The organism is Cupriavidus gilardii (assembly GCF_013347325.1).
In the GTDB taxonomy this organism is placed as follows: domain Bacteria; phylum Pseudomonadota; class Gammaproteobacteria; order Burkholderiales; family Burkholderiaceae; genus Cupriavidus; species Cupriavidus gilardii.
The window spans coordinates 2722414-2745185 of the sequence record NZ_CP054626.1 but is presented as its reverse complement, the minus strand read 5'-3'; the positions used below and the strand labels follow the sequence as shown (position 1 = coordinate 2745185).

At 66.5% G+C, this 22772-nt stretch carries 25 protein-coding genes and 2 pseudogenes; 22 read left to right on the top strand and 5 right to left on the bottom strand.

Annotated features, from left to right (window positions below; genetic code table 11):
- Window positions 1-4: 4 nt before the first annotated feature.
- Window positions 5-1315, top strand: coding sequence for an MFS transporter (locus FOB47_RS22535; RefSeq protein ID WP_021162751.1), 1311 nt, complete (start codon window positions 5-7; stop codon window positions 1313-1315).
- Window positions 1316-1353: 38 nt separating this feature from the next.
- Here FOB47_RS22535 and FOB47_RS22530 read toward each other — a convergent pair whose 3' ends face one another.
- Entirely contained in the window at window positions 1354-1710 is a 357-nt protein-coding gene (locus FOB47_RS22530; RefSeq protein ID WP_008786741.1) for an ArsR/SmtB family transcription factor, read from the bottom strand.
- A gap of 244 nt (window positions 1711-1954) precedes the next feature.
- Between FOB47_RS22530 and FOB47_RS22525 the strand changes: the two genes are divergently transcribed.
- The 4 genes from FOB47_RS22525 to FOB47_RS22510 all read left to right on the top strand — a co-directional run bounded on the left by FOB47_RS22525 (window position 1955) and on the right by FOB47_RS22510 (window position 6270).
- Window positions 1955-4444, top strand: a complete 2490-nt coding sequence (locus tag FOB47_RS22525; RefSeq protein WP_426331919.1) for a heavy metal translocating P-type ATPase — start codon at window positions 1955-1957, stop codon at window positions 4442-4444.
- A gap of 15 nt (window positions 4445-4459) precedes the next feature.
- Window positions 4460-4939, top strand: coding sequence for a Cu(I)-responsive transcriptional regulator (gene cueR / locus FOB47_RS22520; protein WP_033946779.1), 480 nt, complete (start codon window positions 4460-4462; stop codon window positions 4937-4939).
- Between the two features lie 16 nt (window positions 4940-4955).
- Window positions 4956-5294 (top strand): ISC system 2Fe-2S type ferredoxin, encoded by a 339-nt coding sequence (fdx, locus tag FOB47_RS22515; protein ID WP_008786744.1) that lies wholly within the window; start codon window positions 4956-4958, stop codon window positions 5292-5294.
- A gap of 217 nt (window positions 5295-5511) precedes the next feature.
- Window positions 5512-6270 (top strand): MauE/DoxX family redox-associated membrane protein, encoded by a 759-nt coding sequence (locus tag FOB47_RS22510; protein ID WP_008786745.1) that lies wholly within the window; start codon window positions 5512-5514, stop codon window positions 6268-6270.
- 74 nt (window positions 6271-6344) lie between these two features.
- On the opposite strand, the gene FOB47_RS22505 is transcribed toward FOB47_RS22510, so the two are convergent.
- Both FOB47_RS22505 and FOB47_RS22500 read right to left on the bottom strand, forming a co-directional pair.
- Window positions 6345-6539, bottom strand: a complete 195-nt coding sequence (locus FOB47_RS22505) for a heavy-metal-associated domain-containing protein (RefSeq protein ID WP_003821167.1) — start codon at window positions 6537-6539, stop codon at window positions 6345-6347.
- A gap of 57 nt (window positions 6540-6596) precedes the next feature.
- Window positions 6597-6935 (bottom strand): annotated as a pseudogene (locus FOB47_RS22500) (Lrp/AsnC family transcriptional regulator); the annotation flags it as partial.
- On the opposite strand from FOB47_RS22500, the pseudogene FOB47_RS22495 reads away from it, so the two are divergent.
- The 3 genes and pseudogenes from FOB47_RS22495 to FOB47_RS22485 form a co-directional block, all read left to right on the top strand.
- Window positions 6928-7086: pseudogene (locus tag FOB47_RS22495) on the top strand (4-hydroxyphenylpyruvate dioxygenase); the annotation flags it as partial. The pseudogenes FOB47_RS22500 and FOB47_RS22495 sit on opposite strands and share 8 nt — an antisense overlap.
- A 286-nt stretch (window positions 7087-7372) precedes the next feature.
- The gene (locus tag FOB47_RS22490) at window positions 7373-8317 is read left to right on the top strand and encodes a LysR family transcriptional regulator (protein WP_008786747.1); all 945 of its coding nucleotides are present in this window, start codon (window positions 7373-7375) and stop codon (window positions 8315-8317) included.
- A complete protein-coding gene (locus tag FOB47_RS22485; RefSeq protein ID WP_008786748.1) occupies window positions 8314-8592 on the top strand; it encodes an EexN family lipoprotein in 279 nt (92 codons plus the stop codon). The genes FOB47_RS22490 and FOB47_RS22485 overlap by 4 nt, the downstream gene beginning before the upstream one ends.
- On the opposite strand, the gene FOB47_RS22480 is transcribed toward FOB47_RS22485, so the two are convergent.
- Entirely contained in the window at window positions 8582-8833 is a 252-nt protein-coding gene (locus FOB47_RS22480) for a hypothetical protein (RefSeq protein ID WP_124014400.1), read from the bottom strand. The genes FOB47_RS22485 and FOB47_RS22480 overlap by 11 nt on opposite strands.
- Here FOB47_RS22480 and FOB47_RS22475 point away from each other — a divergent pair.
- From FOB47_RS22475 to FOB47_RS22415, 13 genes are read left to right on the top strand one after another with little or no spacing between them, the layout of a single operon-like run.
- Window positions 8828-10831: a conjugal transfer protein TraG gene (locus FOB47_RS22475; protein WP_019396555.1), complete on the top strand. Its 2004-nt coding sequence runs from the start codon at window positions 8828-8830 to the stop codon at window positions 10829-10831. The two genes, FOB47_RS22480 and FOB47_RS22475, sit on opposite strands and share 6 nt — an antisense overlap.
- On the top strand, window positions 10828-11292 hold the full coding sequence (locus tag FOB47_RS22470) for a CopG family transcriptional regulator (protein WP_008786751.1): 465 nt from the start codon (window positions 10828-10830) through the stop codon (window positions 11290-11292). Before FOB47_RS22475 ends, FOB47_RS22470 begins: the two co-directional genes overlap by 4 nt.
- On the top strand, window positions 11289-12341 hold the full coding sequence (gene trbB / locus FOB47_RS22465; RefSeq protein WP_019396556.1) for a P-type conjugative transfer ATPase TrbB: 1053 nt from the start codon (window positions 11289-11291) through the stop codon (window positions 12339-12341). The genes FOB47_RS22470 and trbB overlap by 4 nt, the downstream gene beginning before the upstream one ends.
- On the top strand, window positions 12338-12721 hold the full coding sequence (locus FOB47_RS22460; RefSeq protein WP_008786753.1) for a TrbC/VirB2 family type IV secretion system protein: 384 nt from the start codon (window positions 12338-12340) through the stop codon (window positions 12719-12721). The genes trbB and FOB47_RS22460 overlap by 4 nt, the downstream gene beginning before the upstream one ends.
- On the top strand, window positions 12718-12990 hold the full coding sequence (locus tag FOB47_RS22455; RefSeq protein ID WP_008786754.1) for a VirB3 family type IV secretion system protein: 273 nt from the start codon (window positions 12718-12720) through the stop codon (window positions 12988-12990). The genes FOB47_RS22460 and FOB47_RS22455 overlap by 4 nt, the downstream gene beginning before the upstream one ends.
- Before the next feature lie 12 nt (window positions 12991-13002).
- Window positions 13003-15456: a conjugal transfer protein TrbE gene (trbE, locus tag FOB47_RS22450; protein WP_033946784.1), complete on the top strand. Its 2454-nt coding sequence runs from the start codon at window positions 13003-13005 to the stop codon at window positions 15454-15456.
- Window positions 15453-16178: a P-type conjugative transfer protein TrbJ gene (trbJ, locus tag FOB47_RS22445; RefSeq protein WP_008786756.1), complete on the top strand. Its 726-nt coding sequence runs from the start codon at window positions 15453-15455 to the stop codon at window positions 16176-16178. Before trbE ends, trbJ begins: the two co-directional genes overlap by 4 nt.
- A gap of 12 nt (window positions 16179-16190) precedes the next feature.
- Window positions 16191-16475 carry a hypothetical protein gene (locus FOB47_RS22440; protein ID WP_008786757.1) on the top strand — a complete coding sequence of 95 codons (285 nt, stop codon included), beginning with the start codon at window positions 16191-16193 and terminating at the stop codon, window positions 16473-16475.
- The gene (gene trbL, locus FOB47_RS22435) at window positions 16472-17842 is read left to right on the top strand and encodes a P-type conjugative transfer protein TrbL (protein WP_021221531.1); all 1371 of its coding nucleotides are present in this window, start codon (window positions 16472-16474) and stop codon (window positions 17840-17842) included. Before FOB47_RS22440 ends, trbL begins: the two co-directional genes overlap by 4 nt.
- A 24-nt stretch (window positions 17843-17866) precedes the next feature.
- Window positions 17867-18571 carry a conjugal transfer protein TrbF gene (gene trbF / locus FOB47_RS22430; protein ID WP_008786883.1) on the top strand — a complete coding sequence of 235 codons (705 nt, stop codon included), beginning with the start codon at window positions 17867-17869 and terminating at the stop codon, window positions 18569-18571.
- Window positions 18568-19566: a P-type conjugative transfer protein TrbG gene (gene trbG, locus FOB47_RS22425; protein ID WP_008786882.1), complete on the top strand. Its 999-nt coding sequence runs from the start codon at window positions 18568-18570 to the stop codon at window positions 19564-19566. The genes trbF and trbG overlap by 4 nt, the downstream gene beginning before the upstream one ends.
- A 2-nt stretch (window positions 19567-19568) precedes the next feature.
- The gene (locus FOB47_RS22420) at window positions 19569-20843 is read left to right on the top strand and encodes a TraB/TrbI/VirB10 family type IV secretion system protein (RefSeq protein WP_008786881.1); all 1275 of its coding nucleotides are present in this window, start codon (window positions 19569-19571) and stop codon (window positions 20841-20843) included.
- Window positions 20840-21082: a DUF2274 domain-containing protein gene (locus FOB47_RS22415; RefSeq protein ID WP_008786880.1), complete on the top strand. Its 243-nt coding sequence runs from the start codon at window positions 20840-20842 to the stop codon at window positions 21080-21082. The genes FOB47_RS22420 and FOB47_RS22415 overlap by 4 nt, the downstream gene beginning before the upstream one ends.
- Before the next feature lie 337 nt (window positions 21083-21419).
- On the opposite strand, the gene fur is transcribed toward FOB47_RS22415, so the two are convergent.
- Window positions 21420-21851 (bottom strand): ferric iron uptake transcriptional regulator, encoded by a 432-nt coding sequence (gene fur / locus FOB47_RS22410; RefSeq protein ID WP_023263964.1) that lies wholly within the window; start codon window positions 21849-21851, stop codon window positions 21420-21422.
- A gap of 197 nt (window positions 21852-22048) precedes the next feature.
- On the opposite strand from fur, the gene FOB47_RS22405 reads away from it, so the two are divergent.
- Window positions 22049-22717: an outer membrane protein assembly factor BamE gene (locus tag FOB47_RS22405; protein WP_053822508.1), complete on the top strand. Its 669-nt coding sequence runs from the start codon at window positions 22049-22051 to the stop codon at window positions 22715-22717.
- Window positions 22718-22772: the final 55 nt, after the last annotated feature.

The window sequence follows — 22772 nt, the reverse complement described above, 5'->3', positions numbered from 1 at the left end:
TCCGATGCTCTCCGTCCTGAATAACCGCACCTACCGCCACCTGTTCACCGCCCAGGTGATCGCGCTCGTCGGCACCGGCCTGATGACGGTGGCGCTCGGCCTGCTGGCCTACGAGCTGGCCGGCGCGGATGCAGGCGCGGTGCTCGGGACGGCGCTGGCCATCAAGATGCTGGCCTACGCGGGGGTCGCGCCGGTCGCGCAGGCCTTCGCCGACCGGCTCCCGCGGCGCTCGCTGCTCGTGGCGCTGGACCTCGTGCGAGCGGCCGTCGCGCTGTGCCTGCCCTTCGTCACCGAGGTCTGGCAGATCTACCTGCTGATCTTCGTTCTGCAGGCGGCATCCGCCGGCTTCACGCCGACCTTCCAGGCCACCATCCCGGACATCCTTCCCGACGAAGAGGACTACACGAAGGCGCTGTCGCTGTCCCGGCTGGCCTACGACCTGGAAAGCCTGATTTCCCCGATGCTGGCCGCCGCGCTGCTGACCGTCATCAGCTTTCACAACCTGTTCGCGGGAACGGTGCTCGGTTTCCTCGTTTCAGCCGCTCTCGTGGTCAGCGTGCGGTTGCCCACGTCCGTCCCCGGCCCGCGCCGCGGCATCTGGGAGCGAACGACGCGCGGCACGCGCATTTACCTCGCCACGCCTCGCCTGCGGGGCCTGCTGGCGATCAGCCTGGCCGTCTCGGCGGCCGGCGCGATGGTGATCGTGAACACGGTGGTGCTCGTGAAGGCGCGTTTCGGCCTGGGCGAAGTCGAGGTGGCGTGGGCACTGGCGGCGTTCGGAGGCGGCTCGATGGTGGCCGCCTTCGTCTTGCCGTCCCTACTGGAGAAAGTAGCCGACCGACCCGCGATGCTCACCGGCGCCGCTGTCCTCGTCGTGGGCACGGCGATCGGCGCACTGCTGCCGAGCTATGCGCTGTTGCTGCCGCTGTGGCTGGTGATCGGCTTTGGCTACAGCGTGGCGCAGACGCCATCCGGCCGTCTTCTGCGCCGCTCGGCCCACGCCGAGGACCGTCCAGCGATCTTCGCGGCCCACTTCGCGCTGTCGCACGCCTGCTGGCTCATCTGCTACCCGCTGGCCGGACGCTTCGGCGCGGCCATGGGGCTGCAATCGACGTTCGTCGTCATGTCCTTGATCGGCCTAGCTGGCGTGGCGCTGGCGCTTCGGCTGTGGCCGGCCAGCGACCCGCCGGACTTGGCCCATGACCATCCGAACCTGTCGGCGGATCACCCCCACTTGCGTCAGCACGCGAACCAAGGCGGGCACCATCACGTGCTGGTCGTGGATGACTTGCACCGGATCTGGCCGAAAGGATAGGCCTCACGGGACGCGGTAAGGGCTGTTTCGCACCAAGGCTAGTCGTCGCTGTTGTCCTCAACGATGTGGATGGCCATGTCCAGCAGCACCTGGCTCACGTGCTTGTCCGCTACCTCATAGAAGATCTGCTTGGACTGGCGCGCGCCCTTGACCAGACGGGCTCCACGCAACAGTCGAAGGTGATGGCTGACCAACGACTGCGAGAGTTCGACGGCTTCCGCGATGTCGCTTACCGACGTGGACCCCTTCATGCAGCACAGCATGACCTTGAGCCGCGACGGATCGCCCAGGAGCCGGAAAGTCTCGGCCAGGATGGTCACGTCATTCTGTGACAGGGAGGCCAGATCGGTGCTTGGGCCCTTCGGTGGGGCACTGGCTGGTTTGCGTGGAGTCATCTCTCAAAAATTCCTACCCTCGAACGGCTGTTCGTGCCCTTCAGGATCAACGAGGCTGCGACCGCTTGAGCGCGCGCACAGCCCGGGACCAGGGCGAGCCTGGCGACCAAGGCCCCTCGTTTCCCCCGTGCGCCGGGCCATTTCTGAAACCTGACAGTACCCGAAAAAAGCGCTTGACCTTCCCACGATGGTAAACCCTAAGCTCCCCCATGTCGAATATCAACTATGGGAAACAACCATGAGCATGCCAATAACGAGTGATGCTCGTGCCACCGCAGCAGCGATCAGCCTACCCATCGAGGGCATGACCTGCGCGAGCTGCGTCGGCCGAGTCGAGGCCGCCCTGGCCAAGGTGCCGGGCGTGGACAGCGTGTCCGTCAATCTCGCCACCGAGCGGGCGGACATCCGCCTGGCCAGTCCTGTCGATCGCATCGCGTTGATCCAGGCGGTCGAGAAGGTCGGCTACGACGTGCCGGCTGGCACCGTCGAACTGGCGGTCGAGGGCATGACCTGCGCCTCCTGCGTGGGCCGCGTCGAGAAGGCACTCAAGGCCGTGCCCGGCGTCACCGAGGCCACGGTCAACCTCGCGACCGAGCGTGCCACCGTGCGCGGCGTGGCCGCCGTGGCGGACCTGATCGCGGCCATCGAGAAGGTCGGCTACGAGGCCAACCCGGTGGATACCGGCGCGCAGGCCGACGAGGAAGCCGCCGAGAAGAAGGACGCCGAGCGCGCCGAACTCAAGCGCGACCTGACCCTGGCCGCCGTGCTGGCGCTGCCTGTGTTCGTGCTCGAAATGGGCTCGCACATGATTCCCGGCATGCATGAGTGGGTGGCTTCCACCATCGGCATCCAGCAGAGTTGGTATCTGCAGTTCGTGCTGACCCTGCTGGTGCTCGCCATTCCGGGCTGGCGCTTCTACGAGAAGGGCTTCCCGGCGCTGTTCCGCCTGGGTCCCGACATGAACTCGCTGGTCGCGGTCGGCACGGCCGCAGCCTTCGGCTATTCGATGGTCGCCACATTCGCGCCCAGTCTGCTGCCGGCCGGCACGGTGAACGTGTACTACGAGGCGGCCGCCGTCATCGTGGCGCTGATCCTGCTGGGCCGCTTTCTTGAGGCACGGGCCAAGGGCCGCACCTCCGAGGCCATCAAGCGCCTGGTCGGCCTGCAGGCCAAGGAGGCGCACGTGCTGCGCGACGGCCGCATCGTGGACATCCCGATCAACGACGTGGCGCAGGGCGACATCGTGGAAGTGCGCCCCGGCGAGCGCGTGCCGGTCGATGGTGAAGTGACCGAGGGCCGCAGCTTCGTGGACGAGTCGATGATCACCGGCGAGCCGATTCCCGTCGAAAAGGCGGAAGGCAGCACCGTGGTCGGCGGCACCGTCAACCAGAAGGGTGCGCTGACGCTGCGTGCCACCGCCGTGGGCGGTCAGACCATGCTGGCGCAGATCATCCGCATGGTCGAGCAGGCGCAAGGTTCCAAGCTGCCGATCCAGGCCGTGGTGGACAAGGTGACACTGTGGTTCGTGCCCGCCGTCATGCTGGCCGCCGTGCTGACCTTCCTGGTCTGGCTGGTGTTCGGCCCGTCGCCCGCGCTGTCCTTCGCGCTGGTCAATGCCGTGGCGGTGCTGATCATTGCCTGCCCGTGCGCCATGGGTCTGGCGACGCCGACCTCCATCATGGTCGGCACGGGCCGGGGCGCCGAGATGGGCGTACTGTTCCGCAAGGGTGAAGCCCTGCAACTGCTCAAGGACGCCAAGGTGGTGGCCGTGGACAAGACCGGCACGCTGACCGAGGGCCGCCCGGTCCTGACCGACCTGGAGATTGCCGACGGCTTTGACCGCAACCAGGTGCTGGCGAAGGTCGCCTCTGTCGAATCGCGCTCGGAGCATCCGATCGCACGCGCCATCGTCGAGTCGGCCGTGGAAGGTGGCATCGCGCTGCCGACGATGACAGACTTCGATTCGGTCACGGGCATGGGCGTGCGCGCCACCGTGGACGGCGCGCGTGTCGAGGTCGGTGCCGATCGCTTCATGCGTGAGCTGGGGTTGGACGTGAGCGGCTTCGCTCGCACGGCCGAGCGCCTGGGCAATGAGGGCAAGTCGCCGCTGTACGCCGCGATCGACGGCCGACTGGCCGCCATCATCGCGGTGGCCGATCCGATCAAGTCCAGCACGCCCGCGGCCATTGCCGCGCTGCACCAGCTCGGCCTGAAGGTGGCGATGATCACTGGCGACAACGCGCGTACCGCGCAGGCCATCGCCAAGCAACTGGGCATCGACGAGGTGGTGGCCGAAGTGCTGCCCGAGGGCAAGGTCGAAGCCGTGCGCCGCTTAAAGGCCACCCACGGCCAGATCGCCTACGTGGGTGACGGCATCAACGATGCGCCGGCGCTGGCCGAGGCCGACGTGGGCCTGGCGATCGGCACCGGCACCGACGTGGCGGTGGAGTCGGCCGACGTGGTGCTGATGTCCGGCAACCTGCAGGGTGTGCCCAACGCCATCGCGCTGTCCAAGGCCACCATCGGCAACATCCGCCAGAACCTGTTCTGGGCGTTTGGCTACAACACGGCCCTGATCCCGGTGGCCGCTGGCGTCCTATACCCCGCATACGGTGTGCTGCTGTCGCCGATCTTCGCGGCCGGAGCGATGGCGCTGTCCAGCGTGTTCGTGCTCGGCAACGCGCTGCGCCTGCGCCGCTTCCAGCCGCCGCTGGCGGCGGATACCGCTCATTGAGAAAGGAGGAACACCATGAACATCGGTGAAGCATCCAAGGCCTCGAAGGTCTCGGCCAAGATGATCCGCTACTACGAGCAGATCGGCTTGATTCCCCCGGCCGACCGGAACGATTCGGGCTACCGCGCCTATAGCCAGGACGACGTACACCGGCTGCACTTCATCCGGAGTGCGCGCGACCTCGGCTTCTCGGTGGCCGAGATCACGGACCTGCTGGGACTGTGGAACGACAAGTCGCGCCGGAGTGCCGACGTCAAGCGCCTGGCGCAGCAGCACATCTCCGAGCTGGACCGGCGCATCGCGAGCATGTTGGAGATGGCCGAGACGCTCAAGGCGCTGATCCGGTGCTGCGCCGGCGACGAACGGCCCGACTGCCCGATCCTGCACACGCTGGAGCAACTCGATACCAGCGACGACGAGCCCGAAGCGCGCACCGGCGCCGTGCCACGGCGTGCAAGTGGCAACGCAGCGGCAAAGAAGCCGCGTGCGCACTGAGCAGCCGGGAGAGACCATGCCCAAGATCACCGTCTTGCCCCATCCTGAACTGGCGCCCGAGGGCGCCGAGCTGAACGTGCCGGTCGGCACCTCGATCTGCGAGGCGCTGCTAGACAACGGCATCGAGATCGAACATGCCTGCGACATGAGCTGTGCCTGCACGACCTGCCACTGCATCGTGCGCAAGGGATTCGATTCCCTCAACGAGGTCGAGGAGTGCGAGGACGACCTGCTTGACCGGGCCTGGGGGCTAGAGGCGCAATCGCGCCTGAGCTGCCAGGCCATCGTGGCGAACGAGGACCTGACCGTCGAGATCCCGAAGTACACGATCAACCATGCCAAGGAGAACCACTAGGACCCAGCGTGCCGCCGCGGGCGCGCCGGCCTGCGGCGGGGTTGCTCTGGCAGACGGAGGACTGACGGCGTTGCAGCCTGACGACCGCCCCGGGAGCCAGATGCCTACACCCCCTTGCACCACCGCCGGTTAGGCTGGAAATGTCGTCAAAGTCCTTCAATCCGTGATAGTCGGCGCTGCGGCCGGCCCATGAAAAGTCCCACAGGAGAAGTCCAGCATGTCTGCGCCCAAACAAGCCACGCTCTACCGGATGGTCATGCCCGGCCATACCTGCCCCTACGGGCTGAAGTCGCTCGATCTGCTCAACCGCAAGGGCTACGAGGTCGAGGACAAACACTTGGCGAGCCGCGAGCAGACGGATGCGTTCAAGAAGGAGCATGGCGTCGAGACCACGCCCCAGGTCTTCATAAACGGGCGGCGCGTGGGCGGCTACGACGACCTGCGCAAATTCTTCGGCATGTCCGTGAAGGACAAGAACGCCGTGACCTACACCCCTGTGATCGCGCTGTTCGCCATGGCGGCCGCGATGGCGCTGGCGGCGAGCTGGGCGGCCTTCGGCCAGCTCTGGAGCATTCAGGCGGCAGAGTGGTTCGTGGCCTTTGCCATGTGTCTCCTGGCGCTGCAGAAGCTCAAGGACGTGGACGGCTTCGCGACGATGTTCCTCAACTACGACCTGCTGGCCAAGCGCTGGGTTCGGTATGCCTATTTCTACCCGTTCGCGGAGGCCATCGCAGGCGTCCTGATGGTCGCGGGCGTGGGGATGTGGGTGTCGATTCCGTTGGCGCTGTTCATCGGGACCGTCGGGGCCGTGTCGGTTTTCAAGGCGGTCTATGTCGATCGCCGGGAACTCAAGTGCGCCTGTGTGGGCGGGGACAGCAACGTGCCGCTGGGCTTCGTGTCCCTGACCGAGAACCTGATGATGGTGGCGATGGCCCTGTGGATGTGGGCCAAGGTCGCCTACCTTGGGATGCACTGAGCGCCGCGCCAGGTACGGCGCAGCGCACGTGCTCGCATCGGCCGTCCTGTGTGCAGGCCGGCCACGACGCGGTGTTACTGCGCGCGCGGCGGGAAGCCAGCTTCGCTCAGGGCCGCGGCGATCTGCTCTTGCGAGGCCGAGGTCTGGACCTCGACACGGCGGGTCGGCGGGTCCGTGACGATCTTGGCGTTGGGGTCGATCGTTTGGATCGTTTTCGTAACGGTGCGGGCGCAGCCGCCGCAGGTCATGTCTTCGAGATGGAATTGCATGGAAAACTCCTTTCGGGTTGGGGTGTTTGAAGTCTGGTCCTTGCCACGGTTGGAAGGTCAAGCGCTATTTGCATCCCCGCTACACCAATCGGCCGAATGCTCATAGGGCAAGGCCGTGGTGCTCTTTACCCGATCCAGCACGAAGCTTGTCTTGCAGTCCTGCACGCTGGGGTGCTTGAGCAGCGTGTCGAGCACGAAGCGAGAGTAGTGAGCCATGTTCCTGACGACCACCCGCAGCAGATAGTCCATGTCGCCGGTCAGCGCATGGCATTCCACGACCTCCGGCCATTTCTGGACCGACGCGCGGAACACGTCCATGGGATTGCGCTTGTGCGAGTCGGAGTGCTTTTCGAGACGCACGTTCAGGTAGGCCGTGAGCGTGAGGCCGATCTTCTCCGAGCCGCTGCTCGGCCCGGTGTTCTTCGAGTTCATCGAGCGCAAGGGCAACTACCGCGAGGGCTTCGGCGAAGGTAACTTCGGTGCCTTGTTCGAGTCGATGGAGCGCGACCAGATCAACCGCGGCGCGCTGGAAATCAACCCAGCCTGATTCGGGCTTTCCCCCTGAAGGCATAGCACCTTCCGCATCTCGCGAGCCCCGGTGGGGCTCGCACTATTTTGGCAAGCGGCCTCCACGATGCCCATTGGCCCTCGTGCAGCTTGCACCATTCATCTCCTCACAATCGAACATCACCACGGCACGGTGCAGGCTTCTTTGACTAATATATGAACACATGTATAATTGTTTATTCAATATTTGGCCTCAGCTCGACTGGTGCTACAGCAGGCGTGCATCTCGTCCCCCGAATCAACATGGATCATGGAAGGACAAGACTATGGAACTTCGTCACTTGCGCTGCTTCATTGCGGTTGCTGAGGAACTCCATTTCGCCCGCGCTGCCGAGCGGCTGCACATCGAGCAGTCTCCACTGTCACGGGCCATCAAGGAACTGGAAGAAGAACTGGGCGTGATGCTGTTTGCCCGCACCACGCGCAGCACTCGGCTGACCCGTGCGGGCGAGCTGTTTCTGGAGCACGTGCGCCGCGTGCTCTCCGCCTTGGAGCAGGCACGCGATAGCGTGAAAGCGGCAGCAAACGGTTTTCATGGCCAGTTGCGCGTGGCATTGTCCGACGGCATCACGCCGTCGCGCCTTTCTGCGTTGCTCGTACTTTGCCGCCAGGAAGAACCCGAGGTCGAAATCCGGTTCTTCGAGGTGCCCCTATCGCAACAGATCAAGGGGCTGCATAGCGATCTGTATGACGTAGGGTTTGCTCAATCCGACGAAGTGGGCGACGGTATCGTCGCCACGCCCGCATGGAGCGATGCGCTGATGGTGGCCGTGCCAGCTCGGCATCCGCTTCTGGCCCACAAGCGCATCCCCTTGGATGAGTTGCTTCGCTATCCACTGGTTCTGTGCGATCCACAGGCATGTGAGGGCCATGCCAAGCAAGTTGAACGGGTGTTGCGCCGTGCGGATGTGGAGCCACTGATTGCAGAGAGGGTTTCGTCCACCGACCTGATGATGGCCCTAGTCTCGGCCGGTTTTGCGCTCGGCCTAGCAGGCAGTGCACACATTGCCGCCAGCCGTGAGCCGGGTGTAGTGGCCCGGCCGCTAGCTTCGCGCGTGTCGCCCCTCACGACCTATCTGTTGCGGCTGGACGGAGATCCGTCCGACGAGTTGGCGCGGTTTATTGAGCGCGCACAGGCCATCGAACAGCCGGAAACCCCCAGGCCCATACGAGGCCGTAATCCCGATCACCCGGAGGAACTGACGCCATGAAGAAGATCATCCCATTCTTGCTGGTTGCCGTGTTGACTGCCTGCGGCCAGTCCGATGGGCCACAGAAGTCCGCCGGTTCCGCAGCCAACATCCCGACAGTGGAAGAGCTGGCGGCCAACCCCGAACGGCTCAAGGAACTGCGCCAGCAGTGCAAGACCGACCGCCCCAAGCTGGGCGACGTGTTGTGCAACCGGGTGGCCGAGGCCACGCGCAAGCGGTTCTATGGCGACGGGGAAACGCCCTACACACCGCCGAAGGAGCCGCCTAAGTTTTGATCGTGGCCGCTTCGCCACGAATATTGGATTTCCTGACCGACACGCCGCAACGCGCCTGCGCTTGCGACGTTTTTCGTTGGCTCGCCACCGCGCTAATTCTTTCTTTTTGCTCGATCTTTCTGCTTAAAACGGTCTTTGACCGGCACTGACGCGGCACCGATCCTGACGCCTCCGGCACGTCCTTGTGCCGCTTTTTCCATGAGGAATCGGCGCAGGAGAAATCGGAGGCCAGGTCATGCAAGGGACGAACGTGCTGTTCGGTCAGATCGCCGTGGTATTCGGCATCGTGATCGCCGGAGTGTGGGGTGCCACACAATGGACAGCAGCAGCCCTTGGCTATCAAGTACGCCTTGGCTCGCCCTGGTTCGATCTTCTTGGCACGCCGATCTATCACCCGTGGAAGCTGTTTGAGTGGTGGTTTTCTTACGGCGCCTATACCCCGGAAATCTTCGACACCGGCGGAGCCATCGCTGGCAGCAGTGGCATGGTCGCCGTGGCCGTCGCCATTGCCATGTCGGTCTGGCGCTCGCGGCAGGCACGCCTTGTCACGACCTACGGATCGGCCCGCTGGGCGAACGCGCATGACATTCGCAAGGCGGGCCTCACGCAGCCAGAGGGCGTGTTCCTCGGCCAGCACGACCGCCAGTACCTGCGCCATGAGGGGCCAGAGCATGTCCTGACGTTCGCACCCACGCGCTCGGGCAAGGGCGTCGGCCTGGTGGTGCCGACGCTGCTTTCTTGGCCCGCGTCCGCCGTCATCCACGACATCAAGGGCGAGAACTGGCAGATCACCGCAGGCTGGCGCTCGCGCTTCTCGCATTGCCTGCTGTTCAACCCCACGGATGCGAAGTCGGCGGCCTACAACCCGCTGCTGGAGGTGCGGCGCGGCGCGCATGAAGTGCGCGACGTGCAGAACATCGCGGACATTCTGGTCGATCCCGAAGGCGCGCTGGAGAAGCGCAACCATTGGGAAAAGACCAGCCACGCGCTGCTGGTCGGCGCGATCCTGCATGTGCTCTACGCGGGCGAAGACAAGACGCTGCGCGGCGTCGCCAACTTCCTCAGCGACCCGGCCAGCCCGTTCGAGCTGACCTTGCATCGAATGATGACCACGCCCCACTTGGGCGAGGGGCCGCATCCGGTAGTCGCGTCGGCGGCGCGTGAAGTGCTCAACAAGTCGGACAACGAGCGTTCCGGCGTGTTAAGCACCGCCATGTCGTTCCTCGGCCTGTACCGCGATCCCACGGTGGCCGAAGTCACCTCGCGCTGTGACTGGCGCATCGCCGACCTGATCGCGGCCGAGCATCCGGTGTCGCTGTACCTGGTGGTGCCGCCTTCGGACATATCGCGCACCAAACCGCTCATCCGCCTGATCCTCAACCAGATCGGGCGACGCCTCACCGAATCGCTGGACGGCAGCGACGGCATCGAACGCCGCCACAAGCTGCTGCTGATGCTCGACGAGTTCCCGGCCCTGGGGCGGCTCGACTTCTTCGAGACAGCCTTGGCCTTCATGGCGGGCTACGGCATCCGCAGCTTCCTCATCGCGCAGTCACTCAACCAGATCGACAAGGCGTATGGACAGAACCATTCCATTCTCGACAACTGCCACGTCAGGGTGACGTTCGCCACCAACGACGAACGCACCGCCAAGCGCATTTCCGAGACGCTGGGCACTGCGACCGAGCTGCGCGCGCAACGCAACTACGCGGGCCACCGGCTCGCGCCGTGGCTGGGCCACCTCATGGTGTCGCGCCAGGAGACGGCCCGCCCGCTGCTGACGCCGGGCGAGGTGATGCAGCTTCCGCCGGACGATGCCGTAGTGATGGTGTCCAGCATGGCGCCGATCAAGGCCCGGAAGCTGCGCTACTACGCCGACGCCAATTTCAAGCAGCGCGTGCTGCCGCCGCCCGAGCTGGCGGACGGCCGGTACGCCGACGCGCCGCCACTGCGCCCCGACGACTGGAGTGGCCTGGCGATTCCTGCCGTGCCTGCCGCGCCTGCGGCCGATGCCGCCGAAGGCTTCCGGGCGTCGGCCGACGACGGCGGCCCGCGCCGTCAGCCCGAGCTAACTGAGGCCGTCGCCTACGACCCCGAGCTGGCCGCGCCCGCGGCCGACCTCGGCCTGCTCGATGACGACGACGACCTGCCGCTTCCCCTTCCTCGCCAGCTTGATCCGGCCATGCAGCGCACGGCCCGGCTGGCGTCCCTCGACCCCAACGACGGAATCGAGCTATGAGCCACTATCGCCTGAACCTCTTTATCCAGCCCGAGCACGCCCAGCGGCTCGATGAACTGGCCGCCAAGAAAGGCGTGTCCAAGTCCAGCATCGTCGCCGCTGCCTTGGCGTCCTGGCTGTCGCCGGACGCGGCCGACCAGCGCGAGGCGGCCATCGCCAAGCGCCTTGATCGCCTCTCGCGCCAGGCCGAGCGAATGGAGCGCGACCAGAGCATCGCCATCGAGACGCTGGCGCTGTTCATCCGCTACTACCTGACCGTCAGCACGCCGGTTCCCGAGGCGCACCAAGAGGCGGCCCGCGCCTTGGGCAAGGCGCGTTTCGAGCAGTTCACCGAGCAGCTTGGCCGCCACCTGATGCGTGGGCGCAGCCTGGTGCGCGACGTGGTGGAGGAATTGCATCCCGATTCGGTGCGGATGGAGGACGCGGCGGCAGCCGCCGATGCGCAGGAGCGTGCGTCATGAGCGCCGTTTCCCAATCCATGAGTGCCACGTCGCTCGACCGGCGCATCCAGATGCTGCGCACGGCAATGGGGCCGCTGATCGCCACCGCGCTCGAAGACCCCGACGTGGTGGAAATCATGCTCAACCCTGACCGCACCCTTTGGGTGGATCGCCTGTCGTCGGGCCGCGCGCCTATGGGCGTGGAGCTGCCCGAAGCCGATGGCGAGCGAATCATCCGCCTGGTCGCGGCCCACGTCGGCGCGGAGGTGCATCGCGGCCAGCCGCTGCTGTCCGCCGAACTGCCCGAAACCGGTGAACGCTTCGAGGGCATCCTGCCGCCAGCCGCGCCGGGGCCGGCCTTCGCGCTGCGCAAGCGCGCCATCGGCGTGATCCCGCTGGAGCGGTACGTCGTGGACGGAATGATGACCGCCGCCCAGGCGGGCTTTTTGGTGCGCGCCGTGCGCGAGCGCCAGAACGTCCTGATCGCGGGGGCCACCAGCAGCGGCAAGACGACCTTGGCGAACGCGCTGCTGGCCGAGATAGCTGCCACGGGCGACCGCGTGCTGGTGCTCGAAGACACGGTGGAGCTGCAATGCGCGGCCCGCGACCACGTTCCGCTGCGCACGCGCTCCGGCGTGGTGTCCATGACCGAGCTGGTGCGCTCGTCCATGCGCCTGCGACCTGATCGCGTCGTCGTCGGCGAGGTACGCGGTGCCGAGGCGCTGGATCTCATCAAGGTGTGGGGCACCGGCCACCCCGGCGGCGTCGCCACGATCCACGCCGGCTCCGCGCTGGGCGCGTTGCTGCGCCTGGAGCAACTGATTCTCGAAGTGGCGGTGAATCCGCCGCGTGCGCTGATCGCCGAGGCGGTCAACGTGGTGATCCAGATCGCCGGGCGCGGACGCAAGCGCCGCATCGAGAACATCGCCCGCATCGTCGGCTTCGACGGCGTGGGCTACCAACTGGTGGACGCGCTGGAAACGCCGTTTCCCGAGCTGCCGCCGATCCCTGATGCCGCACCCGCTGCGGCGACTTCCTCGTCCCCTGACCAACCTGGAGAACTGCTATGACGCAGATGACCATTCCTGCTTTCCGTGTTTCCGTAAATCCGGCTTTGCGCCTTGCACGGCTGCGCTGCCTGGCCCGCCCTGCGGGGCGAGGGCTGCTGCTGGCCGCGCTGCTGCTGTTCCTGGCCGGCACCGCGCAGGCCGCTGGTTCCTCGATGCCCTGGGAAGGCCCGTTGCAGTCGATCTTGGAGTCGATTCAGGGGCCGGTGGCGCGCATCGTCGCGGTCATCATCATCATTGCCACGGGCCTCGCGCTCGCCTTCGGCGACACGTCGGGCGGCTTTCGCAAGCTGATCCAGATCGTGTTCGGCCTGTCCATCGCGTTCGCGGCTTCGAGCTTCTTCCTGTCGTTCTTTTCGTTCTCGGGCGGGGCTGTCGTATGAGCGGCCCGGATAGCTTCGCGGCCGGGTTCGAGGTGCCTTTGCATCGCTCGCTCACCGAGCCGATCTTGCTGGGCGGCGCACCGCGCACCGTGGCGATTGCCAACGGCACGCTGGCCGCCGCCGTCGGGCTGGGCCTGCAACTGTGGATTCCTGGCGTGGTGCTCTGGATCGTCGGCCATTCGCTGGCGGTATGGGGTGCGCGCGTCGATCCGCAGTTCATGGCCGTGTTCGCCCGGCACATCAAGCACCGCCCGCTGCTGGACGTGTGAGGGGACGCCGCCATGCTGAACCTCGCCGAATACCGCCAGCGCCCGGCCTTGCTCGCCGATTGGCTGCCGTGGGCCGGGCTCGTCGCGCCGGGTGTCGTCTTGAACAAGGACGGCAGTTTCCAGCGCACGGCCCGGTTTCGCGGGCCTGACCTCGACAGTGCCACGCAAGGCGAGCTGATCGCCACGTCGGCGCGCTTGAACAATGCGCTGCGCCGGCTGGGATCGGGCTGGGCGCTGTTCATCGAAGCCGAGCGCCGGCTTGCCGCCGACTATCCGCACTCGGAGTTCCCAGAAGCCTTGTCATGGCTGGTGGACGAGGAACGCCGCGCCACCTTTGAGGACTCGGGCAACCACTTCGAGAGCGGCTATCACCTGACGCTGGTGTACCTACCGCCCGAGGAGTCGCGCGCCCGAGCGGCGGGGATGCTGTACGAGAACCGGCCCACCGAAGGCGTGGATTGGCGCGGCCGGCTCGATGCCTTCGTGGCGGAGACCGATCGCGTCTTCGACCTGCTCGATGGCGTGATGCCGGAAATCGCCTGGCTCGATGACAGCCAGACGCTGACCTACCTGCACGCCACCATCTCGACGCGGCGCTATTCGCTGGCGGTGCCCGAAGTGCCGTTCCATATCGACGCGCTGCTGACCGACTGCGCGCTGGTCGGTGGACTGGCACCCATGCTGGGCGATCAGCACCTGCGCGTGGTGTCGGTGCGGGGCTTCCCGACTTCCACTTGGCCGGGGATTCTGGACGACCTCAACCGCCTCGGATTTGCGTATCGCTGGAGTACGCGCTTCCTCTGCATGGACAAATCCGAGGCGGAAAAAGACCTCGCCCGCCTGCGCCGCCAGTGGTTCGCCAAGCGCAAGAACGTCATCGCGCTGCTGCGCGAAACGATCTTCCAACAGGAGTCGCCGCTGGTGGACACGGATGCCTCGAACAAGGCGACCGATGCCGATGCCGCGTTGCAGGAGCTGGGCAGTGATCAAGTCGCCTTCGGCTACCTCACCGCCACGGTGACGGTGCTCGATGCCGACCCGGCCGCAGCCGACGAGAAGCTGCGCATGGTGGAGCGCGTCATCCAGGGCCGGGGCTTCGTGACCATCTCCGAAACGCTCAATGCCGTGGATGCGTGGCTGTCCTCGCTCCCCGGCAACGCCTATGCCAACGTGCGCCAGCCGATCGTCTCGACGCTGAACCTGGCGCACATGATGCCGGTGTCGGCCGTGTGGGCCGGCCCCGAGCGCAACGCGCATCTGGACGGCCCGCCTCTCATCGTGACGCGCACCGATGGCGCCACACCGTTTCGCTTGGTCACGCACGATGGCGACGTGGGCCACATGCTGGTGGCCGGCCCGACGGGCATGGGCAAGTCAGTGCTGCTCGCCACGCTGGCGATGCAGTTCCGCCGCTACCTCGGCTCGCGCATCTTCGCGTTCGATATGGGGCGTTCGATGCGCGCCACGATCCTCGGGCTTGGCGGCGAGCACTACGACTTGGGCACGGACGGCGAAATCGCCTTCCAGCCGCTCGCCCGCATTGACCGCGAAGGCTACCGCACCTGGGCCGCCGAATGGATCGAAGGCCGTTTGCTGCATGAAGGCGTAGCAGTCGGCCCGGACGAGAAAGCCGCCATCTGGTCGGCGCTGGGCAGCTTGGCCGGTGCGCCCGTCGAGCAGCGCACGATGACCGGCCTGTCGGTGCTGCTGCAATCGAACGCGCTGCGCCAGGCGCTCGCGCCCTATGTGCTGGGCGGCGCGCACGGCAAGCTGCTGGATGCCGACCACGACCGGCTGGGCATGGCGGACGTGCAGGGTTTCGAGATGGAGGAGCTGATGCACAGCAAGGCCGCCGTCATGGCCGTGCTGCATTACCTCTTTGCGCGCTTTGACGAACGCTTTGATGGCGCTCCCACGCTGCTGATCCTCGATGAAGCGTGGCTGTTCCTGGATGACCCAGTGTTTGCCGCGCGCATCCGCCAGTGGCTCAAGACGCTGCGCAAGAAGAACGTGTCGGTGATCTTCGCCACGCAGTCGCTCGCGGACATTAAGGATTCGAGCATCGCGCCCGCAATCATCGAGAGCTGCGCAAGCCGCATCTTCCTGCCGAACCCGCAGGCGACCGAGCCGCAGATTCGCACGATCTACGAGGGCTTCGGGTTGAACTCGCGCCAGATCGAGATCGTCGCCACCGCGCAACCCAAGCGCGACTACTACTACCAATCCCGCCTCGGCAACCGCCTGTTCGACCTCGACCTGGGGGCGGCGACGCTGGCCTTCGCGGGCGCTTCCACGCCGCAAGACCAGCGCGACATAGACCGCGTGCTGCTGGACGCCGGCACGCCCGGCTTCGCGGGTGCCTGGCTGCGCCATCGCGGCCTCGATTGGGCGGCTGACCTGCTGCCCTCGTTCCCCGGCCTCGCGCCGGATTCCCTCGCTGACCAACCACAGGAGATCCTGCCATGAAGAAGCGCCTTGTCGCCGCTGCCATCGCGGCCATGCTTTGCACCGCCACTGCCCATGCGCAATGGGTCGTGATCGACCCCACCAACCTCGTGCAGAACACGATGACCGCGATCCGCACGCTGGAGCAGATCAACAACCAGATTCGCCAGCTCCAGAACGAAGCGCAAATGCTGATGAACCAGGCGCGCAACCTCGCCAGCCTTCCATCCAGCGTGGTCGGCCAGTTGCGCGCCAACCTGGCGACGACCGAGCGGCTGATCGCCCAGGCCCGAGGCTTGGCCTACGACGTGACGAATCTGGATCGGGAGTTTGCCCGCCTGTACCCGGAGCAGTACGCCGCCACCGTCAGCGGCGACCAGATGTACCGCGACGCCCAGGAGCGGTGGAAGAACACGCTGGGCGGCTTGCAGACCACCATGCAGATGCAGGCGCAGGTGTCGCAGAACCTGGGCGAAGACGAAAGCGTGCTGGCCGATCTGGTCGGCAAGAGCCAGTCGGCGCAAGGCGCGTTGCAGGCGATGCAGGCCATGAACCAGTTGCTCGCCTTGCAGGCCAAGCAGTCGATCCAGTCGCAGCGGCTCCAGATCACGCAAGACCGGGCCGCCTCGCTGGAACTGGCGCGGCAGGCGGCGGCCACCGAGCGCGCCCGCGAAGTGCGGCGGCGCTTCCTCGGGGAAGGCACGCCGTACACGCCGCAGTCCGTCAACTTCTACCGCGACTGACAGGAGGCCGCCATGCGATGCGTCCTCGTCCTTGGTGCCGTGCTGCTGGCCGCTTGCGGCGAGCAGCCGGCCGACAACCTCGCCGATGCCCTGGCCGCCGATCGCGTGCGGCTCAAGGCATTGCGCGCGCAATGCGCGGCCGACCGGCAGGCCACGGGCGAGGACGCTTGCCGCGCCGCCGCCGAAGCCTTCCGGCGGCGCTTCTTTTCCGGCGAGGCCGGGCCGGATGAATACCAGACGCTGGCCGACCTGCCGCCGATCCCGCCCAGCTTCGAGGAACCGGAGGGCACGCCATGAATGACGTGACCATCATCGACCAGTTCCTCAACACCTTCGCCACCTACATCGACTCGGGTTTCGGGCTGCTGCGCGGCGAAGTGGCGTTCCTCACGGCCACGCTGATCGTCATCGACATGACGATCGCCGGGCTGTATTGGGCCATGAGCCACGCCACCGGCCAAGGCGATGACGTGATCGCCAAGCTGCTGCGCAAGGTGCTCTACGTCGGTGCCTTCGCCTACATCCTCAACAACTTCAACTGGCTGGCCAGCATCGTGTTCCGCTCGTTCGCGGGGCTGGGCATCACCGCCACCGGCTCGGCCATCACGATGGAGAACTTCTTGCAGCCGGGCCGGCTCGCCAAGACCGGCATCGACGCCGGGGCGCCGATTCTGGAGCAGATCGGCGAGATGGCGGGCTTCCCCGAGGTGTTCGCCAATCTCGATCCCATCGTGGTGATGTTCCTCGCGTGGCTGGTCGTGGTGCTGTGCTTCTTCGTGCTGGCGATCCAGCTTTTCATCACGCTGATCGAGTTCAAGCTGACCACGCTCGCCGGGTTCGTGCTGGTGCCGTTCGCGCTGTGGAACAAGACCAGCTTTCTCGCCGAGAAGGTGCTGGGCAACGTCGTGGCCGCTGGCATCAAAGTGCTGGTGCTGGCTGTGATCGTCGGCATCGGCTCGGGCCTGTTCGCGCAGTTCCAAGTCCACCCCGCCGAGCCGAACATCGACCACGCGCTGGTCATCATGCTGGCCTCGCTCACCTTGCTCGCGCTCGGGATCTTCGGCCCCGGCATCGCCACGGGCCTTGTGTCCGGCGCGCCCCAGCTCGGCGCGGGCGCGATGGCCGGTGCCGCCGTCGGCGCGGCCGGAACGGCAGTGGCTGTCGGTGCTGCCGCGACGGGCGTGGGCGGCGCGGTGGCCGCTGGCGCGCGCATGGCCCCGGCTGCCGCCAAGCTGGCCGGCAGCGGCGCGCGTGCCGCCACGTCGGCGGCTGGCAGCGCGAAGTCGGCGTTCCAGGCGGGTTCCGCTGCCGCCGGCGGCGGTGCCAAAGGCGCGATGGCGGGCTTGGGCAACGTCGCCAAGACCGGCGCGCAGTCTGCCGGACGCGCTGCCGCATCCCGCGCTTCCGCTGCCGGGCAGCGCATGGCCGCACCGTTCCGCGCGGGCTGGAACGGCGACGCTGGCGCGTCAGCCGGCCAGGCCGCCACCAGCGAAGCGCCGGCAGGCGCTGCCGCTGCACAGGCGCCCGAGCAGCCCGCTTGGGCCAAGCGGCTGCATCGCCGCCAGCAGCTCACCCACGCCGCGACCACCGCTGCCCACGCGCTGCGCGGTGGCGACGGCGGCGGCTCCGGGCAAGGCCCGAGCCTGCGCGGCTCCGACGACTGACGCGATTCACAAGGAGAACTGACCATGCGATTCAAGAAACCGCAGGTGCGCTACGCCGACACGCCGCAGCCTGCCACGCCGTACCAAACCGCCGGCCAGGTGTGGGACGACCGTATCGGCTCGGCCCGCGTCCAGGCCAAGAACTGGCGATTCATGGCCTTCGGCTGCCTCACGCTCGCGCTGCTGATGGCCGGCGGACTGGTGTGGCGCTCGGCGCAATCCATCGTCACGCCCTACGTCGTGGAGGTGGACAACGCGGGCCAGGTGCGCGCCGTGGGCGAAGCCGCCACGCCGTACCGGCCCAACGATGCGCAGACGGCGCACCACATCGCGCGCTTCGTGACGCTGGTGCGCTCGCTGTCCATCGACCCCATCGTCGTCCGCCAGAACTGGCTGGACGCCTACGACTACACGACCGACAAAGGCGCGGCCGTGCTCAACGACTACGCGCGGGTCAACGACCCGTTCGCGCGCATCGGAAAGGAGTCGGTGACGGTGCAGATCACCAGCGTCGTGCGTGCCAGCGACACGTCTTTCAACGTGCGCTGGACGGAACGCCGCTACGTCAACGGCGCTGCGGCGGGCCTGGAACGGTGGACGGCCGTGGTGTCCATCGTGCTCCAGCCGCCGCGCACCGAAGAACGCCTGCGCAAGAACCCGCTGGGCATCTACGTCAACGGCCTTTCCTGGAGCCGCGAGCTGGATTCTTCCGAAGGAGCAAAACCATGAACCTGTCTTTCCGCTTTTACGCTTTGCCGTTGATGCTTGTTGCCCTGGCGGGCTGCGCCACGCAAGGCAAGCCGCCGCCGACCATCTCGCTCGATGAGCCGGTGCCGGTGCAGGCCCAGCCGATGCCGGAGCCGCCCGCGCCCGTGGAGGTTGTGGCCGTGCCCGAGGTGCTGCCGATGCCGGCGCAGTTGATGCCGGCACCCGAGGCCGAGGACGCCAAGCCCACGCCCGAGCCGGCCGACGAGAAGGTGCGCGTTTCACGCGCCAATGCCGAGGCGCGTGTCGCGCCCACGCGCGAGGGCTACGTCAACGCGATTCAGGTGTGGCCCTTCACCGATGGCGCGCTGTATCAGGTCTATGCGGCCGTGGGCCGGGTGACGATGGTTGCCTTGCAGCCGGGCGAGGAGCTGGTGACGGTGGCCGCCGGCGATACCGTGCGCTGGATCGTGGGCGACACGTCCAGCGGCAGCGGTGCCGACTTGCGCGTCAACGTGCTGGTCAAGCCGATCCGCTCGGGCCTCAAGACCAATCTGGTCATCATCACCAGCCGGAGGACGTACCTGCTGGAACTGACTTCCACGGAAAAGACGTGGATGGCGTCGGTGTCCTGGGAGTACCCGCGCGACCGGATGCTGGCCTTGCAGCGCCAGGCGCAAGCGGCCAGCGCCGCCGCGCCGGTGGATAGCGGCCTGTCGCTGGAGAACCTGCGCTTTCGCTACGCGATCGGCGGCAGCAATCCGTCGTGGAAGCCGCTGCGCGCTTTCGACGACGGGCAGAAGGTCTATATCCAGTTCCCCGCCGGCATCGCGCAAGGCGAACTGCCGCCGCTGTTCGTGATCGGGCCGGAAGGCGACGGGCAACTGGTGAACTACCGCTTCCGTTCGCCGTACTACATCGTGGATCGCCTGTTTGGCGCGGCAGAGTTGCGCCTGGGCGGTGACAAGGGCGACGTGGTGCGGATCGAGCGCACGGATGGCGTGGCACGGAGGAACTGACCATGAGCCAGGACGATACCCCCGACCTCGCCACGCGGCAGGCAGGCAAGGTCGCGCCCGAGGCGGTGGCGCTTCGCGCCCAGCCGCGTGCCGTGACCCGGTTGAACCGGCGCACGCTGGCCGTCCTCGTCGGCGGCCTGTCGGTCGCCGTGCTCGGGGCCACGATCTGGTCATTGCAACCGCACCGGCGCGGCGCGGGCGAGCAGACCGAGCTTTACAACGTCGATCGCGTCTCGAAGTCCGAAGGGCTGGACGGCCTGCCGTCCGACTACTCGAAGCTGCCGCCGAAGGTGCCCGAGCTGGGGCCGCCACTGCCGGGCGATCTTGGCCCGGCCATCGTGAACTCGCAGCAGTCCGCCGTGGCCGCTTACGCGGCCCCCGGCCACGATCCCAACGACGCCTTGCGCAAGGAGGCGGAAGCCGCAGCGGCTTCGTCGGTGTTTTTCCGCTCGGGCGGCCAGGGCCAGGCCGCCGCCACGGCCACGGTGGCGCCGCCGGGTGTGCCTGGTGCTGCCAACACGCTCGCGGCCTTCGACCCGCTCGCGGCTGGGCCGGCCTCGGCGGCGCCCCAGCCTGCCGATCCGACAGCTGTGCAAAACCGGCAAGACCAGAAAGAGGCGTTCCTGAAAGGCGGCTCTATGGAAACCCGCAATTCCGGAAACCTGAAAATGCCGGCCTCGCCGTATCAGGTCATGGCCGGAACGGTGATTGCGGGCGCGCTGGTGACGGGCATCAAGTCGGACTTGCCAGGCGACGTGATCGCCACGGTGACGGAGCCGGTCTATGACTCGGCCACGGGCAAGTTCCTGTTGATCCCGCAGGGGTCGCGCATCCTGGGTAAATACAACAGCCAGGTCAGCTACGGGCAGAGCCGCGTGCAGGTGGTGTGGAACCGGGTCATCCTGCCCGATACGTCCTCGCTGACGCTCGACAACCTTGTCGGCACCGATCCAGCCGGCTACGCCGGCCTGGAAGACGACGTGGACTGGCATTGGAATCGCATCGTCGCGGGCGCCGTGCTGACGACGCTGCTGGGCGTAGGCGCCGAGTTGGCCGCGCCAGAGAACCGCCAGGACGGCAACCGCATCGTCATCGCGGGGCGCGACAGCGCCCAGGACAGCATCAATCAGGTGGGTCAGGAGATCACCCGGCGCAACATGGACATCCAGCCGACGCTGACCATTAGGCCGGGCCTGCCGGTTCGCGTCATCGTGAACCGGGATCTGGTGCTGCGGCCGTGCCAGCCGCTGTTCTTCAACCGGGGAGCTTCCCAATGAACACGAAGAAACTGCGGCTAGGGCCGCTGCCCAAGACCGAGAGCGTCAAGCTGACCTTTGCCTGCCCGGCCAGCTTGAAAGCCGACCTCGACCGCTACGCCGCGCTGCACGCGCAGGCGTATGGCGAGGCCGTCGATGCCGAGAAGTTGATCCCGCACATGCTGGAGGCGTTCATGGCGGGGGATCGGGGATTCAGGAAGGGCACCACGACGCGGAGCGTGCCGTCCAAGCCGACGTGATGGCCCTCGAAGCCTGCCCAGCAACATCCATCGAACGCGCAGCCCAAGGCTGCGCGTTCTTCATTCTGGATGCCGCCAAGAGCCGCCTGGGCTATGATGACAAGACAAGCCCGCCGTCCCTCGGCAATCCAGCACGACACAGTGCGATGTGGCTTTCTCTCCCAACGCTCCTATGTGGCTCCTAGCCCACGAAGCCACACCGCGCCAAAGTGGCCGAGAAAAGAGCTAACCTACTGTCCCATATACGGTTTCAAGTCCTGCGTGATTTGCACAAAGGACTTGACACCAGAACTTTTTTGTTGCCCGCCGCGTGCCTCTTTGCACGCGGTGCCCTGCATCAGCGCTTGGGCCGATGCGGGCAGGCGGTCTTGGTGCAATTGCCGTACAGCGACAGCGCATGCTCCTGCAGCGCGAAGCCGCGCTCGCGCGCGATGCTTTGCTGGCGCTGCTCGATTTCGCCGTCGAAGAATTCCTCGACGCGGCCGCAGTCGAGGCAGACCAGGTGATCGTGGTGCTTGCCTTCGTTCAGTTCGAAGATGGCCTTGCCCGATTCGAAGTTGTTGCGCGACAGCAGGCCGGCTTGTTCGAACTGGGTCAGCACGCGATACACGGTTGCCAGTCCGATATCCATATGTTCGTTGAGCAGGATGCGATAGACGTCTTCCGCGCTCAGATGGCGCTGCTCGCTGGTCTGGAAGATTTCGAGGATCTTCAGCCGCGGCACGGTTGCTTTCAGGCCGATATTTTTGAGTTCCGCCGGACTCGGCATGGGCGTGACTCCCTAGAGTACAATGTCTGGATTGTTGAATCATAAGGGTTTTGCCGGCAAAAGTCGCCCGGCGCGGCCGGTGCCGGCAATGCGCCGAGCCCTTCACGCGGCGGCGAACGCGTGTTTCACGCGGACGCGTCGACCATGCCCACCGACCGGCACTTTCCCTTCCTTCGGTAGCGAGAACTGCGAGTTACATGGATTCCATTCGAACATCCGCCCTGCGCCCGGCGCTGCTGACCACGCTTCTGGCAGCCATCACGCTGGCCTCCGCCGCCTGCTCGACCTACGACAGCACTTCCCGCAAGATCGCCAACGCGATCACGCCGTACCGGATCAATATCGTCCAGGGCAACTTCGTCTCGCGCGAGGCCGCCGCGCAACTGCGCGAGGGCATGACCCGCGACCAGGTGCAGTTCCTGCTCGGCACGCCGCTGCTGACCGACGTGTTCCACGCCAATCGCTGGGACTATGTGTTCTCGTTCAAGCGCGGCAATACGCAGGTGGTGCAGCAGCGCCGCTTCACGGTGTTCTTCGACAACGATCGTCTGGTCCGCTTCGGCGGCGACGAACTGCCGTCGGAATACGAGCTGATCGCCGAAATCGACGGCATGAAGCGCACGCCTGAGGCGAACAAGGGTGCCAAGTCGGCGCCGCAACAGGCCGCCGCGCCGGCCGAGCCGCAGGCGCAGCAGGGCGACCAGCAGGCGCCGGCCGACGCCGCACAGCCGCAGGCGCAGGCGCAGCCGTCCGCCTCGGCGCCCGAAGCCGCGGCCGCGCCAGCCGGTGCGGCGCCGTCGCAGCCCGCCGGCGAGCCGGCCAGCGAGCGCGCCGCCAGCGCCGGTCCCGCCTACACCCTCAAATAAGATAAGCAGCAGGGGCGCGGACCTTCGCCCAGTCGCCCATGCCGTGGCATCGGCG